Annotated in this window: 11 protein-coding genes; 9 read left to right on the top strand and 2 right to left on the bottom strand. The window is 48.2% G+C overall.

Features of this window, described 5'->3' with window-relative positions; genetic code table 11:
* Positions 1-6 precede the first annotated feature (6 nt).
* On the bottom strand, positions 7-2,223 hold the full coding sequence (locus EHS89_RS11965; RefSeq protein WP_124926392.1) for a heavy metal translocating P-type ATPase: 2,217 nt from the start codon (positions 2,221-2,223) through the stop codon (positions 7-9).
* A 146-nt stretch (positions 2,224-2,369) separates the two neighbouring features.
* Here EHS89_RS11965 and EHS89_RS11970 point away from each other — a divergent pair, with 146 nt between their 5' ends.
* The 7 genes from EHS89_RS11970 (at position 2,370) to EHS89_RS12000 (ending at position 8,534) form a co-directional block, all read left to right on the top strand.
* On the top strand, positions 2,370-2,717 hold the full coding sequence (locus tag EHS89_RS11970) for a hypothetical protein (protein ID WP_124926393.1): 348 nt from the start codon (positions 2,370-2,372) through the stop codon (positions 2,715-2,717).
* Between the two features lie 58 nt (positions 2,718-2,775).
* Complete coding sequence (gene cueR, locus EHS89_RS11975; RefSeq protein WP_124926394.1) at positions 2,776-3,192, top strand: Cu(I)-responsive transcriptional regulator; 417 nt, start codon at positions 2,776-2,778, stop codon at positions 3,190-3,192.
* A gap of 3 nt (positions 3,193-3,195) precedes the next feature.
* Positions 3,196-3,765, top strand: coding sequence for a DUF411 domain-containing protein (locus tag EHS89_RS11980; RefSeq protein ID WP_229753569.1), 570 nt, complete (start codon positions 3,196-3,198; stop codon positions 3,763-3,765).
* A gap of 2 nt (positions 3,766-3,767) precedes the next feature.
* On the top strand, positions 3,768-4,190 hold the full coding sequence (locus EHS89_RS11985; protein WP_211340333.1) for a c-type cytochrome: 423 nt from the start codon (positions 3,768-3,770) through the stop codon (positions 4,188-4,190).
* A gap of 218 nt (positions 4,191-4,408) precedes the next feature.
* Entirely contained in the window at positions 4,409-4,972 is a 564-nt protein-coding gene (locus EHS89_RS11990) for a phosphoribosyltransferase (RefSeq protein ID WP_188885241.1), read from the top strand.
* 332 nt (positions 4,973-5,304) lie between these two features.
* Positions 5,305-7,389: an elongation factor G gene (gene fusA, locus EHS89_RS11995; RefSeq protein ID WP_124926396.1), complete on the top strand. Its 2,085-nt coding sequence runs from the start codon at positions 5,305-5,307 to the stop codon at positions 7,387-7,389.
* Positions 7,390-7,718: 329 nt separating this feature from the next.
* Complete coding sequence (locus EHS89_RS12000) at positions 7,719-8,534, top strand: mechanosensitive ion channel family protein (protein WP_124926397.1); 816 nt, start codon at positions 7,719-7,721, stop codon at positions 8,532-8,534.
* A gap of 49 nt (positions 8,535-8,583) precedes the next feature.
* Here the strand turns inward: EHS89_RS12000 and EHS89_RS12005 are convergent, their stop codons facing one another.
* The gene (locus EHS89_RS12005; protein WP_124926398.1) at positions 8,584-11,664 is read right to left on the bottom strand and encodes an EAL domain-containing protein; all 3,081 of its coding nucleotides are present in this window, start codon (positions 11,662-11,664) and stop codon (positions 8,584-8,586) included.
* A gap of 677 nt (positions 11,665-12,341) precedes the next feature.
* Between EHS89_RS12005 and EHS89_RS12015 the strand changes: the two genes are divergently transcribed.
* Positions 12,342-13,061, top strand: coding sequence for an ABC transporter ATP-binding protein (locus EHS89_RS12015; RefSeq protein WP_124926399.1), 720 nt, complete (start codon positions 12,342-12,344; stop codon positions 13,059-13,061).
* A gap of 3 nt (positions 13,062-13,064) precedes the next feature.
* The gene (locus EHS89_RS12020) at positions 13,065-15,446 is read left to right on the top strand and encodes an ABC transporter permease (protein ID WP_170167491.1); all 2,382 of its coding nucleotides are present in this window, start codon (positions 13,065-13,067) and stop codon (positions 15,444-15,446) included.
* The last annotated feature ends 1 nt before the right edge of the window (position 15,447 follow it).

The raw sequence follows: 15,447 nt of genomic DNA on the forward strand, positions 1-15,447 counted from the left end.
AGCCGGTTATTTCTCTGTTGATGGCCGAAACAAACGCAGTCGGTTAGCGTTACTGACCACGGTAACTGAGGAGAATGCCATCGCTGCTCCCGCGATAACCGGGCTAAGTAGCATGCCGGTGAAGGGGAACAGGATACCTGCCGCCACCGGTATACCCAGCGTATTGTAGATAAATGCGCCAAACAGGTTCTGACGGATATTACGTAGCGTTGCCTGGGATAGCTCAATCGCATCGGCCACCGAATGCAGGCTGTTACGGATCAGCACCATATCAGCACTTTCTATCGCTACATCGGTGCCATTGCCAATAGCAAAACCGGTATCGGCCCGAGCCAGTGCCGGAGCATCGTTGATACCGTCACCGCACATTCCTACCTTGGCGCCCTGTTGTTGCAGCTTTTCGACTTCCGCTGCTTTTTCATCGGGCATTACTTCAGCAATGAAACTATCGACAGCAACTCTGCGTGCGACAGCTGCCGCCGTATGTTGATTATCACCGGTTAGCATAATCACTTTTATGCCCGCTGCTTGCAGGCGGGCTATAGCCGCAACCGAGTCGTTGCGTATCGGATCAGCGATCGCTAGCAAGCCCGCAAGTTTCCCATCAATGGCGACATAGATAGGTGTTTTAGCCTGCTTTGCCAGTTGTTCTGCTTCACTTTCGTACGCGCGACAACTGATATTCTGCTCAAGCATCCAGGCTTTATTGCCCAGTGAGATTTTGTGCTCGTTTATCTGGCCTGCAATGCCGCGTCCGCTATAGCTTTGAAAGTTATCAACAGGAAGTATCTGAAGCTGTTGTTCAGCGGCGTAGCTCACGACCGCTTCTGCAAGTGGGTGCTCTGATGCGCTTTCAAGCGAGGCCGCCAGTTGTAATAGCTGCTCTGGGTTATCGCCAAGCATGTCTGTTACCGCAGGTTTTCCTTCGGTGATAGTGCCGGTTTTATCCAGCACCAGGGTATCCAGTTCAGATGTATTCTGCAGTGCCTGACCATTGCGGATCAGGATGCCATACTCGGCTGCTTTGCCGACTCCCACCATGACAGACATCGGTGTTGCCAGTCCCAGTGCGCAGGGGCAGGCAATAATCAGTACTGTGGTTGCGGTTACCAGCATATAAGCCAGCTGGGGTTCGGGGCCCAGCAGGTACCAAATTAATGCGGTTACAATACTGATGATAATAACAACCGGGACAAAGATACCGGCAACGGTATCGGCCAACCGGGATATTTCTGGTTTACTGGCCTGCGCCTGTTTTACCATTTCGATGATACGACTCAGGGCGGTCTCGGCCCCTACTTTTTCAGCTTTCACAATCAGTGCGCCTGATCGGTTCAGGGTACCTGCACTGATAGTGTCTCCAGGGGATTTGCTTACCGGCAGCGGCTCACCACTGAGCATGGATTCATCGATCAGGCTCTGGCCTTGTTCTACGATGGCATCCACCGGGATTTGTTCGCCGGGTCTGATACGGAGAAGATCACCGGTAATAACCAGTTCTAGCGGTAGATCCTGTTCTTTGTCATTGCGGATCACCCGTGCTGTTTTGGGCTGCAGATTGAGTAGCCGTTCAACTGCTTCGGAGGTTCGGCCCCGGGCACGAATCTCCATCGCCAGGCCAAAATTCACCAGGCCGATAATCATCGCCGAGGCTTCGTAATAAACGTGCCGGGAGCCATCTGGCAGGAATTCTGGAAATAGTACCACCGCTGTTGAGAACAGCCAGGCACTACCGGTACCGACCGCGATAAGGGTGTCCATAGTGGCTCCGCCATTTTTCAGAGCACTCCAGGCGCCGCTAAAGAAATGACGACCAGGAAATAACAGTACTAACAATGTCAGTAGCCCTACGCTGCCCCAGATAACTTGATCCTGCGGTGTACGGACGCTCATCTCGTCCATCAGCATACCGGCGATCATCAGCGGGATACCTAACCCGAGAGCAATCACCGTATTGCGAATATGAAGCTTGTACTGCTGTGCCTGTTGGGCTTTTTGGCGGGCACGATCTTCCGCTTCGTTACTCGCCAGACGGCCCCGGTAGCCAATCTCTGCTAACTGACTGATCAGTAGCTCACTATCGATGCTGCCTTCGACATTAAGACGTCGCTGAGGAAAGTCGACACAGGCCAACTCGACCTCGGGCAGTGCGTTGATACCTTTTTCAATTTTTTTCACGCAACCGGCACAGGAGACGTTTTCCAGTAATAATGTGGTGGTCATGATGCTATCCCCTTTAATTCCTATCTGATAACAGGATAGAGCTTCCAGTGGCTGTAAGGTCAATAGGTCGGTTGCATTTTATTACGGATCGGAGGAACCTATAACCCTTAGAATATTTATTCCGGATTTAATTCGATATTGCGCTTATGTTGCTTCTGCCTCGACTACGACGTTTATTTTCTATTTTGCTGATCAGTATGTTGAGCCTGAGCCCCTTTGCCGTTGCTACCAGTGCGACGGCGGAGCAGCCTGTTGAATCGCATATGATGATGCAGTGTGAAAGTAGTGAATGCGATATGACCGAGATGGTCAACTGCGATACAGAGTGTGATCTGGTTACTGAATGCTGCTCTTTTTCATCATCCCTGATGTTTGTACTTACAACGGAGTTAAAGCTGAACCAACTCTCTGAGACTGTTCAGAGTTTATATGGGGTCAGCTATCTGTCAGTTACTTCTCCACCGGTATATCACCCTCCCCGCCTGTCTTCTTAATTTGTTGAATTCTGCCTATCTTTAATCTGTATTTCTAAACTGTTTGCCGGAGCAAACGATGAATATTTCCCAGGCTGCAAGCGCAACCGGATTAACCAGCAAAACAATACGCTATTACGAGCAGCAAAGGCTACTGCCTGCTGCTAGTCGAGCGGCCAATGGTTACCGTGTTTATAGCGACCAGCAGCTGGAGATGCTGCGTTTCATTAAACGTGCACGGGATATGGGGTTCTCTTTAGAAGAAAGTCGTGAGTTATTAGAGATCTCATTAAATCCTTCCCGCACCAGTGCCACGGTTAAACAGAAAGCAGAACAGCAGATTCAACGTATTGATCAACAAATAGAAGCACTGCAGCAGATGCGCGCCCTGTTGCAACAGTCGGCCGACCAGTGTCGGGGTGATGAGAGTGCTGATTGTCCGATTCTGGACCAGTTAAATGGGGTGGATGCTGTCGCTGACAGTACCCTGGAGTAAGTAATGAAAAAAATATTAGTGATACTGACAGGCATGTTGGGCTTGTCATTGATGGGGTCGATGCTGTCGCTGATAGCTTCCCGGAGTAAAACAATGAAAAAAATGTTTTTGATTCTGGCTGGTATGTTGAGCTTGTCACTGAATAGCTATGCAGAAAATCCGCTATGGCTGGAAGGTAAAACTCAGGATAGCTATGAAATAACTGTTTATCGCAGTGCCAGTTGTGGCTGTTGTAAGGGCTGGATTAGCCATCTGAAAGATCATAATTTCAGCGTTAAAGATGTGGTCGTAAATGATGTTAATCCCCATAAAACCCGTTTGGGAGTGCCCACGCAAGCGGCTTCCTGTCATACCGCTGAAGTGAACGGTAAAGTCATTGAAGGGCACGTGCCGGCTCAGGATATTAAGCGTTTATTAGCAACGGAAAATGATATTCGCTTATTAGCTGTACCTGGCATGCCTTCCGGTGGCCCGGGAATGGATATGACGGGGGCTCCGAAAAATGCATTTACGGTTTTTTCGGTTGATAGCCAGAACCAGGTGAATAGCTATAAGCAGTATAAGGATTACTGAAGATGATGCGTTTTATTAGTATCATCTTTTCTCTTCTGTTGTTAGCGGGTTGTACTGAGTCTGAACCTAAGGTCGATGGACGTTGGTACAGTCTGAAGCAGGTTGATCAGGGCAAACAGCTGTTTCTGGCTAACTGTGCCAGTTGCCATGGGGCTGCAGCGCAGGGAACAGCTGAGTGGAATAAGCCTCTTAGCAATGGTAAATACCCACCGCCGCCTTTAAATGGCACTGCTCATGCCTGGCATCATCCACTTAAAGGATTGAAGAAAACAATCCAGATCGGTGGGATTCCTTTAGGCGGCACTATGCCTGCTTTTGGTGATCAGCTGAATGAGGCTGACCTCGACGCGCTGATTAGTTTTTTTCAGAGCAAATGGCCACAGCCCATCTATCAGGCCTGGCTTGACCGGGGTGGTTTGAATTAGTGGCTTGAACTGGTGAATTCAACGTAATTACCTAAGGCGCTTTCTGAAACAAAGCGCCTTTTTTCATCTAAGATAACGGGTTCGTTAAACATTGATCTGGACAGGGTTTATTCACCGCTTCTCTGGATAGCCGGAGTTGCAGAGGTTGATCATAAACCGTACAGTAGCGACCTTTCGTATAACCGGCATTTTATATTGCGGGCAAGCAAGGCAGAGTGATGACTAAAAAAGTATATTTGAGTGCGCAGGATTTGCTGGAAGACTCATTCCGGTTGGCCCTGGAAGTGTTAAAAAGCGGCTTTCGCCCTGACTTTATTGTTGGTGTATGGCGTGGGGGTACGCCGGTTGGTATCGCGGTACAGGAACTGCTGGATAACATGGGTGTAAAAACCGACCATATCTCTATTCGTACTTCGTCATACACCGGTATCGGTACTCGCAATAAAGAAGTGCGGGTGCACGGTCTGGATTATCTGATACGTAACGTGAATCAGCCTGATTCTTTGCTAATTGTGGATGATGTTTTTGATACCGGACTGAGTATCAAAGCGGTGATCGATACCCTGAAAGATAAGGCGCGTCTGAACACGCCACAGGATATCCGTATCGCAACCCCATGGTTCAAGCCGGCGAATAACAAAACCGATCTGGAACCGGACTATTACCTGCATAAGTCGGAAGACTGGCTGGTATTTCCGCATGAATTACAGGGCCTGGAGCGAGAAGAAATGATCGCGAACAAGCCAGGTTTGCAGGCAATTTTCGATGAGTACGGCGTGTAATTATTGTTTTATCGTTGAAAGGCTTGCGTAATGCGAGCCTTTTTATAACGCTTTTATATGCTTATTTGGCCGCAATACTGTAGCCTGCAGACTGTTTTAATCCAGAAACAATAAGGCATTCAGAGCTAATGTCTAAAAAATGTACAGCGCCTGAATAATATGGTGTCTTTTGTTGTTGATCTGGTTGTAAATCACGGTTAAACCGCTTTTCTCTGGTTAAATCCTTTGCCAAAAGCGACGTGATTAATTTTATTGCTTTTATGTATCTACAAGCGCCGTAAAATCTTGTATAATGGCGCCCAATTTTTGCCCTTACCTATTCGAGTGAAGAAATGGCTGACTTATCTCATTACCGTAATATCGGTATTTTTGCCCACGTTGACGCGGGTAAAACCACCACTACAGAACGTATCCTGAAACTGACAGGTAAAATCCATAAGACTGGTGAGGTTCACGATGGTGAATCTACGACCGACTTCATGGAACAGGAAGCTGAGCGCGGAATTACTATCCAGTCAGCGGCGATCACCACTTTCTGGAAAGATCACCGCATGAACATCATCGATACTCCAGGACACGTTGACTTCACTGTTGAAGTATACCGTTCCCTGAAAGTACTGGATGGTGGTGTTGGTGTATTCTGTGGTTCTGGTGGTGTTGAGCCTCAGTCAGAGACTAACTGGCGTTATGCAGATGAGTCGGGCGTTTCCCGTATCATCTTCGTAAACAAGCTGGACCGTATGGGCGCAGACTTCCTTAAAGTTGTAGATCAGGTTGAGAATGTACTGGCTGCTAAGCCACTCATCATGGTTCTTCCTATTGGTCGTGAAGAAGACTTCGTAGGTGTTGTTGACCTGCTAACTCGTCAGGCATTCGTTTGGGATGACTCTGGTCTGCCAGAGAACTTCAAGATTGAAGAAATCCCCGCTGACATGGTAGAAGATGTTGAAATGTACCGTGAGCAGCTAATCGAGACAGCTGTAGAGCTGGACGATGACCTGATGATGGCTTACATGGATGGCGAAGAGCCGGCTATGGAAGACATCAAGCGTTGTATCCGTAAGGGTACTCGTGAACTGACATTCTTCCCAACTTACTGTGGTTCTGCATTCAAGAATAAAGGCATCCAGCTTATTCTGGACGCGGTTGTTGATTACCTGCCAAGCCCAACAGATGTTATTCCACAAGATCTGACAGATGAGTTCGGTGAAGCAACTGGTGAAGTTGCTACTGTTTCCACTGATGAGCCTTTCCGCGCACTGGCATTCAAAATCATGGATGACCGTTTCGGCGCCCTGACCTTTATCCGTGTTTACTCGGGTGTGTTGAATAAAGGCGACACTATCCTGAACTCGTTTACAGGTAAAACTGAACGTATTGGCCGTATGTGTGAAATGGAAGCCGATGAGCGTAAAGAACTGAGTTCTGCTCAAGCCGGTGACATTATTGCAATCGTTGGTATGAAGAACGTTCAGACTGGTCACACTCTGTGTGATCCTAAGCACGAATGTACTCTTGAAGCCATGGTATTCCCTGAGCCGGTAATCTCTATTGCAGTTACACCTAAAGATAAAGGTGGCGCTGAGAAAATGGGTATCGCGATCGGTAAGATGGTTGCAGAAGATCCTACCTTCATCGTTGAGACTGACGAAGATTCTGGTGAGACTATCCTGAAAGGTATGGGTGAACTGCACCTGGATATCAAAGTAGACATCCTGAAGCGTACTTACGGCGTTGAGCTGCAAGTAGGCCAGCCACAGGTTGCTTACCGCGAAACTATTACAGCACCTCTGGAAGACTCTTACACTCATAAGAAGCAGTCTGGTGGTTCTGGTCAGTTTGGTAAGATCGACTACCGTATTAAGCCGGGTGAGCAGAACACTGGCTTTACGTTCTCCTCTACCGTTGTTGGTGGTAACGTACCTAAGGAGTTTTTCCCGGCTATCGAGAAGGGCTTCAAGAGCATGATGGATACAGGTCCTCTGGCTGGTTTCCCAGTACTGGACGTTGAGATCGAACTGTTCGATGGTGGCTACCACGCGGTTGACTCCTCTGCAGTTGCGTTTGAAATCGCTGCAAAAGGTGCATTCCGTCAGTCCATGCCTAAAGCGGGTCCACAGCTGCTGGAGCCGGTAATGAAGGTTGACGTATTTACTCCTGAAGATCACGTAGGTGATGTTATCGGTGACCTTAACCGTCGTCGTGGCATGATCCTGGGTCAGGAAGCTGCAGGTTCAGGTGTTCGTATTAAAGCTGACGTGCCTCTGTCTGAGATGTTCGGTTACATCGGATCTCTGCGTACTATGACTTCTGGTCGTGGTCAGTTCTCTATGGAGTTTGCACACTACTCTGCATGTCCTAACTCAGTTGCTGAAAAAGTAATTGCTGAAGAGAAAGAGCGTAAAGCTAACAAGTAATTGTTGCTGACGTTCTGATAAAAAAGCCCGCTTAACGCGGGCTTTTTTGTGTCTGAGTTAAGTAGTATGCAGACTTGCATGCCACTTATCCCTACGAGTCAGTTGCTGAGAAAGTAATTGCTGAAGAGAAAGAGCGTAAAGCGAACAAATAGTTGTTGCTGAGGTTCTGTTGAAAAAGCCTGCTAAATGCAGGCTTTTTTGTGTCTGTCATTTATTGTTAGTGCTGTTCATCCTGCGTTCGGAGCGCTAGGGTTAGTATCTGGAGCGCGTGTTGACGGCTCAATTTGACTAAGATAACTGAGATTCAGTAGCAAGGGAGTGTTATTTATATGGAACAGTTAGATAGATACAGTGATCTGGCCATCTCATTGGCGATCAGTTATGCCCCGAAATTAATATTGGCTCTGGTCACTCTGATCGTTGGTCTGTGGTTGATCGGAATGGTTGTTCGGCTGTCTGAAAAAGGGATGGCCAGGTCTAAAACGGATCAGACGCTGGTGTCCTTTATTGGTAGTCTGCTCTCCTGGGGGCTGAAAGCCTTGCTGTTGATCAGCGTGGCGTCGATGGTAGGGATAGAGACAACTTCATTTATCGCCGTACTGGGTGCTGCTGGTTTAGCTATAGGCCTGGCCCTACAAGGTAGTTTGGCAAACTTTGCTGGCGGCGTGCTGGTGATCCTGTTTAAGCCTTATAAAGTAGGTGATCTGATTGAAGCTCAGGGCCACCTGGGAGTTGTGAAAGAAATTCAGGTCTTTACTACGATTCTGATCAGCGTGGAAAATAAGCGGATTATTATTCCCAACGGTGCGATGTCGAACGGCAGTATCACTAACATCAGTGCTGAAGGTACGTTACGGGTCGATCTGTCCATTGGCATCGCTTACGACGCAGATATCGCTAAAGCGAAGCAGGTCATTATGGATGTACTGCAGTCTGATGACCGGGTATTGCAGGATCCGGCTCCCTTTGTCGGGGTTACTGAAATGGCGGATAGTTCAGTCAATCTGGTGGTGCGTCCCTGGGCTAAAGTAGAAGATTACTGGGATATTCATTTTGATGTTAATGAGAAGGTGAAAGTGGCGCTGGATAGCAATGGTATCGGTATTCCTTTCCCGCAGCGGGATGTACATCTTTACAACCACTAACGAGCAATAGCAGCTGGACTAGCGATAAGCTGACGTTAAAAAGCCCGCATTATGCGGGCTTTTTAATTTGTGAAACCGACTCGTTTTCGTATTCTCTGATCCAGTCAGGTAGTTGTTCAGGTGGCATCGCTTTAGCAATGCCATAGCCCTGGGCCTGGTCGCAACCCAGTGCCATCAATGACTGGCCATGTTGCTCCGTTTCAACCCCTTCCGCAACGACGGTTCGCTGAAATGCTTTGGCTAATCCAATGACGCCTGCCACGATAGTGTAATCTTCCTCATCATCGAGCATATCAATAACGAAAGAACGATCGACTTTCACTGTATCCACCGGTAATCGTTTGAAGTAGGTGAGGGATGAATATCCGGTGCCAAAGTCATCCAAAGCTACACTCAGGCCCAGTTGATGACACTGGCTTATGATATCGGATACACCATTCATCTCTTCTAGTGCGGTGGTTTCCAAAATTTCTATCTCTATGGTTTTTTCAGGTAGCTGAGGGACCGCCTGCAGGTACGACGTCAGGTCTGAAACAAAGCTCTTTGACTCCAGATGGCGAGGGGCAATGTTGATACCAACACTTATTTTCAGTCCCTGCTGATGCAGTTGGCTAACCTGTTGAATGGCTTGTTGCAGCACCCAGTTGCCCAGCGTGATGGAGACATCACTGTTTTCGATGGCTGGCAGGAAACTGTCAGGAAACAACAGCCCCCGTTCAGGATGTTGCCAGCGGATCAGGGCTTCTACTCCCAGTACTTTGTGGCTGCGCATATCAACTTTTGGCTGATAGTGCAGGACAAACTGATTCTTTGTTAACCCGGTGCTGATCTCATCTAAGGCATCGTGCTGTTGCTTGGCGGCCAGTTCGAGATTAGGGTCAAAATAATGATACTGATTACGGCCGCTTTGTTTGGCTGTATACATGGCCTGATCGGCATGTCGAAGCAGGGTGTCAGTATCAGCATTATCCATAGGATAGAGACTAATACCGATACTGGCTGACACCGATAGCTTATGGTTGTTTATATAATAAGGCTCGGCTAATTTAGCGATGATGCGATCAAAGGTCAGGCTGCACTGCTCTACAGAATCCTGATCCGGTAGCAGCAATACAAATTCATCACCGCCAAGTCGGGAGATTGTATCGTCAGACCGGACACATTGTTTCAGGCGGTTGGCAACGGCAATCAACAGCTGGTCGCCGGTTGCATGCCCTAACTGATCATTAATTGGTTTGAAATTGTCCAGATCGAGATAGCCTACCGCCAGCATATTTTGCATTCGGTTGGTATGTGACAACGCCTGTTCCAGTCGATCTGCCAGCAGAATTCGGTTCGGCAGGCTGGTGAGAGAATCGTAGTGCGCCATCTGTTCCAGTCGGCTCTGCTGCTCTTTCATGTGGGTAATGTCGGAGAAAATACCGATGTACTGATCGGTTACTCCCTGAGCATTGGTCAGCGCGGTTATGGTTAACTGTTCAGCAAACAGCTCACCATCTTTACGGCGATTCCAGATCTCCCCTTTCCAATAACCCTGACTCTCCAGGTCCTGCCATAAATCGTTATAAAAATGCTCCGACTGGTATCCCGAGTTAAGCATATTAGGCTGTCGACCTTTAACTTCTTCCAGGGTGAATCCGGTGAGTTCAGTGAACGCTCTGTTCACATCAATGATGCGGTTATCTTTATCCGTGATCATGATCCCTTCGTGGGCATGCTCAAAAACCCGGGCAGACTGACGTAAACGGTTTTCAGTCAGCTTACGTTCGGAGATCTCCTGGAGAGTACCTATGAGCCGGGTAGGGCTGTCATCAGTATCATACTCGACCGCCATACCCTTGCACTCATACCAGCACCAGTGACCGTTAGCATGGCGCATACGAAGCTCACACTGGAAATGCCTTTGATGCCGGGTCTGCTTGGCAAAGTTTTGCAATAAAGGCCTGTCTTCACTATAAACTAATCCCAACCAGACCGAGAAGTTGTAGACATGCAGGTGTTCGGGAACGTAACCCAGTAAGAGTTTCCACTGGTCGTCAAATAAGGTTTCGCCACTATCAATGTGCCAGTCCCACATACCCAGGTTGGAACCCTTCAGGGCAAACTTTAGCTGCTGACGAGTCTGTTCCAGCTCCTCAGTACGAAGCTGTACCCGGTCTTCAAGTGAGTCATTGGACTGTTGTAGTTTCAGGGTCGTATCGGCCCAACGTCCGCTGAGAATAGTTGAAACCCAGATGCCAAAACCTGAAACTGAGAACAGGATAACGCTGACCAGTAATGTGGTGTTGTTAATATGTCCGGTGAACTGATTCAGAATATTACTTTCGCTACGCTCCAGAATCAGCGTCCAGCCCGAGCCGAGTTGAGTAATGAGATTGAGTTGGGTCTGCTTGTCCTTGTTACTGCTAGGTTCTATCAGATAGCTTTGATCGGCCTGTCGGGCGAGCTTTTCTAGCTTACTTTTAAACGGCAGGTCATTTGAATAAGTATCCCGGTTTTCTGGCAGAATCTGGGTCTGATCTGAGTGGGCAATCAGCTTTCCCTGACGATCCAGAATAATCGCCTGATCGAAAGGTGCAATTTTATCAGCATCGATTAATTTAGACAGATCCTGAAGGTGTAATACACCGCCAAGATGTGCAATCAGGTTATTCTCAATATCAAAAACAGGTGTGTTAATAGCGATCGCAAGTTTGCCGTCGGCGCCAATAAAGCTGTCGGAAATACTGGTTGTTAGGGTTCTTGTGGTAGCTTTGAAATAGTCCCGATCGGCCAGATTGTAGCGCTTAAGCTTTTTCTGAACGTCAAACGGGTGGGACAGGTAATGATCGCCATTGGGGAACAGAATAAAGACGACTGAAAAGGGACCGTTACTACCGGTAAGCTGTTTCAGCGCCGAGCGTTTAATGGGTTCAAACTGTTCAGGCAATCCATTAATTTGTCGGTCAACTTTATCGGCAGCTGTCAGATTCTGAAAGTACGGCATGGATGCCGTATATTGCAAAAGATTTCTGGCGTTATTAATCTCATTATCAATCTGATTGCTAAGCGTGTTCACAACCAGAGACTGATTATCCGACCAGTTATCAATCGCAAATCCCTTAATACTGCGCTCAAGGAAAAGAGACACCAGCACTACTCCGAAAATGATCGAAAATAGAAATGCCAGTATGATTTTGCGACGGAGAGCCAGGGTTTTTTCCTTTTGATTCAGGCCGGATTGAAGGCAAATTAAAGATGACTGAATTTAACACGCCAGACGTGTTACAAATGCTGAATGCTGCCCAGTATGGTTAACTTAGTAAGTACTTTTTGGCTGTATTTGATCGCTAAACTGATCTGCGTCAAATCATTTGGAGGGTTGCTGAAAGCGGATAGTCAGGAACCAGCGAACAAGTCCAGTACTTTCCAGGTTACCCATTCCATGGCTGGTTATCAGATTATCAATTTGTCATGATTAACTTATCAGCGACAGAATTGACGGACCAGAGAGATGACCCGAGCCAGCTGGCTAATAACAATGTGCAACGTACTGGATAGTTATCATGATCCGGCGGTGCTGATCGATACCGACTACAACGTAGTGGCCACCAACAGTAGTTATGATTTTTGATTTGGTGGATTGAGTGATCAGCAGTCGGCTAAATGTTTCCATCTGTCCCATAGCTATCAGCGGCCTTGTAGAGATTGTGGATAGCGTAGAGGCTAATCAAGCATTCCTTTTGTATGCTTAATAGTTAGCGGCTAATCAATAACTACCGATCACATGAGTGCATCAGACAGAGTCGCTCTTATATGAGTTCTGCTATGAATAACGACAATACTGAAGTCGCTTTTAGCACTGAAGCCCTCACCAGGGTATATGGTGAAGGTAGTGCCGCGGTACATGCTTTGCGGGGCATTGACCTGATCATTCCGTCAGGGGAGTTTGTTGTGCTTTTGGGCCCCTCTGGTAGTGGAAAATCGACCCTTTTAAATATTCTGGGAGGCTTGGATAAGCCGAGTGCGGGTCAGGTGCGCTTTTTTTATCAGAACCTTAATGAGATGGATGACGCCGCTTTAACTCTCTACCGGCGTGATCATATAGGTTTTGTGTTCCAGTTTTATAACCTGATGCCGAGCCTGACGGCCCAGGAGAATGTTGAACTGGTGACTGAGATAGCCGAGAGTCCGATCAGTCCCGAAGAAGCATTAGCCCTGGTCGGCCTGGATCAGCGTATGGATCATTTTCCATCGCAATTATCGGGTGGTGAACAACAACGAGTTGCTATCGCCAGAGCGGTAGCCAAACAACCCCGGGTATTATTATGTGATGAACCCACCGGTGCATTAGATAGTGAAAGTGGGCGTCAGGTGATGGAGGTGCTACAACAGGTTAACCAGCAGCTGGGCACAACCGTTGTCATTATCACCCATGCGGCAACTATAGCCAGTATGGCTGATCGGGTGATTCATTTTGCCGACGGACAAATCAGAGAAACGGTATTGAACAGCGAAAAGTGTTCAGCCCGGGATCTGGTCTGGTAAGTGATGTATAGCCGAATCGGACTTTCGCCACTTAATCGCAAGTTATTGCGTGACCTTTGGCGGATAAAAGGCCAGGCAATTGCAATAGGTTTAGTGATCGCGCTGGGGGTTCTGATGCTGGTGATGATGAGCGGTCTGGTTCAGTCCTTAGAGGAAACCCGGCGCGCATATTACGAACGGCATCGTCTGGCTCAGGTGTTCGCGCCTCTTCAGCGAGCACCTGAATCGATACTAGCCCGTCTGGTGGTGTTGGAAGGCGTTACGGCTGTCGCTGGCCGGGTAACAGGCAGTGCGCTGATTAATTTACCAGATGAGGATCTGCCGCTTAGCGCTCAGGCTGTATCACTACCTGATCGGGGCGAAGCCCGGTTAAATGATATTTATCTGACGTCGGGGAGGCGACCTGATCCAACCCGCGAGAGTGAAATAGTACTGTTGCAGGATTTTGCCAAAGCGCATGGACTGAGCCCTGGAGACCGATTGTCGGCAACTATGAATGGTGCTCGCAGGGTGTTTAATATTGTCGGTTTAGCCCAGGCGCCTGAGTTTCTCTACTCAGCACCGCCGGGTGAGTTTATTCCTGATGATAACCGTTTTGCGGTGATCTGGATGAGCCAGTCCGCTTTGGCGGCGGTTTATGATATGAACGGGGCAGTAAACCAGATTCTGCTGGGCGTCGTCGATGAGGGGCGGTCGGAAGCAATATTAGACAGGGTTGATCAGTTACTTGAACCTTATGGTGGGTTAGGCGCGTACGGGCTGTCTGATCATGTTTCTAACCGCTTTATGGAAGAGGAGATCAATGGCCTTAAAGTTTCAAATCGCATAGTGCCGCCTATTTTTCTGGCGGTAGCAGCTTTCCTGCTAAATATTGTTATCTCCCGCATGATTCATGCTGAGCGAGAGCAGATCGGGTTACTCAAAGCATTTGGCTACAGGGATAGCGAGATTAGTCTTCATTATTTGAAGTTTATTCTGCTGATTGCTGTTAGCGGTGCATTACTGGGCTGTCTGTTAGGGGTGTTGTCAGGCCGCAGTTTGGCACAGTTTTATCAGAGCTATTACAAGTTTCCTTTCTTAGTGTTTCAGGTTGATCCGGCAATGTTTCTGTTGGGCACCCTGGTGAGTGTTTTGGCAGCATCTGCAGGCGGTATGTGGGTCTTGATCGGGGTGTATCGCTTAACACCTGCGGTTGCAATGCAGCCACCGGCTCCCTCAGATTATAGTCGCTCAGCCAAACTGTCAGCCTGGTTGAAGCGGGGGCTTGATCAGCCCGGTCGTATGGTTGCACGGCGATTATTACGTCAGCCGGGCAGGGCTGCCGGAGGGATTGTCGGTATCGCCGCGGGAATGTCGCTGGCGGTAGCTATGTTAAATGTCATGAGTTCCTTTGACCGTACTATGGCGCTGAGCTTTACCCTGATCGATAGGAGTGATCTGCAGGTAAGCTTTATTGAGTCTCTGTCAGACAAAGTGTTGTATGAATTACAAAGTATCGAAGGCGTCATTGAGGTTGAGCCGGTGCGATCGGTTGCTGTGCTATTTAGCCATGGACATCAGAGCTATCGGGGAGCGATTACCGGCTTGCCGGCGTCGGTCAGATTAAACCGGGCCCTGGATGCTGAGCAACAAGCGATACCGATGCAGGATGAAGGTATTGTGCTGGGCAGTGCATTGGCAGATCTGTTACAGGTATCTCCCGGTGACATGCTGACGGTGAATGTCCGGGAGGGGCGACAGCCTAAATTACAAATACCGGTAACCGCTGTTGCAGAGACATTAATAGGATCGCCGGCATATATGGCGCTGGATCGATTGAACCGGGTGCTGCGTGAGCCCAACAGAGTCACAGGCGCTTATCTGCGTATCGATAGCAGTCAACAGGATCAGATCTTTCGTAAGATTAAAGCCTTACCTGCTATTGCGGGCGTTAGTCTGAAACATAAAGCGCGACAAGCATTTCAGACACTGGTTGATAACAGTGCCGGAGCGGTGCGTTATTTGATGGCAGCAATCGCCGGTGTTATTAGCTTTGGTATCGTATATAACAGTGCTCGTATTGCCTTTGCTGAGCGGGCAAGGGATCTGGCCAGCTTGCGTGTGATCGGTTTTAGCCGGTCTGAAACGGCGTTTGTATTGTTGGCTGAGTTAGCCATTATTACATTATTGGCGCTGCCTTTAGGCGGGTTGATCGGTTATTACCTGGTGTTTGCAATATCCAAAGGCTTTAGCACGGACCTGTATCAGGTCTCTGCGATATTTGTACCCCAGAGTTATGGTTTTGCTGCTTTGGCAGTCATTATTGCTGCGCTGTTTTCTGGCTGGTTAGTAAAGCGGGATATTGACCGGATTGATCTGGTTTCTGCGTTAAAGATTAGGGAGTAAC

The organism is Amphritea balenae (assembly GCF_003858655.1).
In the GTDB taxonomy this organism is placed as follows: domain Bacteria; phylum Pseudomonadota; class Gammaproteobacteria; order Pseudomonadales; family Balneatricaceae; genus Amphritea; species Amphritea balenae.